The organism is Pseudomonas sp. B14(2017) (assembly GCF_002113255.1).
GTDB lineage: Bacteria > Pseudomonadota > Gammaproteobacteria > Pseudomonadales > Pseudomonadaceae > Aquipseudomonas > Aquipseudomonas putida_Z.
The window spans coordinates 1-1,317 of sequence record NZ_NEJY01000052.1; the positions used below are offsets into that span (position 1 = coordinate 1).

At 60.9% G+C, this 1,317-nt stretch carries 1 protein-coding gene and 1 rRNA gene; both read left to right on the forward strand.

Going from position 1 to position 1,317, the window contains the following annotated elements:
* Positions 1-7: 7 nt before the first annotated feature.
* Positions 8-123, forward strand: a 5S ribosomal RNA gene (gene rrf, locus CAG34_RS27270).
* 366 nt (positions 124-489) lie between these two features.
* On the forward strand, positions 490-1,317 hold an 828-nt coding region (locus CAG34_RS27275; RefSeq protein ID WP_256573584.1), incomplete at its 3' end, for a thiamine pyrophosphate-binding protein.

Sequence of the window (1,317 nt, forward strand, 5' to 3'; positions counted from 1 at the left end):
AGAATTTCTTGACGACCATAGAGCATTGGAACCACCTGATCCCATCCCGAACTCAGCAGTGAAACGATGCATCGCCGATGGTAGTGTGGGGTTTCCCCATGTGAGAGTAGGTCATCGTCAAGATTCATTTCGCAAAACCCCTATCTGCGCATGCAGGTAGGGGTTTTGTCTTTCTGGCCGAAAAATCCCAGACCTGCAGAACCCTCCTCTGTGGGAGCGGGTTCACCCGCGAACACCGGCAAAGCCGGTGCCATCCACCATGTCGCCCGCTTCGCGGCGGTTCGACGCCTCGACATGCCTGCTCCCACCCCGACCGCAAAATACCTTGGCTGCGACAATATTCCCGTCACAGTCACGTGACTTTCCCGCGCCCACCCTACGTCAAGACTTTGGTTCGGGGCATTCCTGGCCCCGGGCTGAGCGATGCCAGCGTACCGTGCTGCGCATTTCCGGACTTCCACCGTCCCATCACTTGAGGTAGCAAGCAAGATGGCCAAGGCCGCCGATGTCGTTGTGCAATGCCTGGAAAACGAAGGTGTCGAGTATGTATTCGGTATTCCCGGTGAAGAAAACCTCGACCTGCTCGAATCTCTGCGCAAGTCGAAGATCAAGCTGGTACTGACCCGTCACGAGCAGTCCGCAGGCTTCATGGCCGCCACCTACGGCCGCCTGACCGGCAAGACCGGCGTCAGCCTGTCGACCCTCGGCCCTGGCGCCACCAACCTGGTCACCGCCAGCGCCTACGCCTACCTGGGTGGCATGCCGATGATGATGATCACCGGCCAGAAGCCGATCAAGAAGTCCAAGCAGGGCCGTTTCCAGATCATCGACGTGTGCGGCATGATGGACCCCATCACCAAGTACACCCACCAGTTCGCCTCCGCCGACAACATCCCGGCCCGTATGCGCGAAGCCTTCCGCCTGGCCGAAGAAGAGAAGCCAGGTGCCGTGCACCTGGAACTTCCGGAAGACATCGCCGCCGAGCAGACCGAAAGCCTGCCGATTCCGCCTAGCCTGAGCCGTCGCCCGCTGGCCGAGCACAAGGCTATCGAAGCCGCCGTGGAAAAACTGCAGAAAGCTCGCAGCCCGATCCTGGTGATCGGCGCCGGCGCCAACCGCAAGATGACCGCCAAGGTCCTCAAGCAGCTGATCGACAAGACCGGCATCCCGTTCATCACCACCCAGATGGGCAAAGGTGTGGTCGACGAGCGTCACCCGCGCTTCCTGGGCAACGCCGCGCTGTCGTCGGGTGACTTCGTGCACCGTGCCGTCGAAGCCGCCGACCTGATCGTCAACATCGGCCACGACGTGATCGAG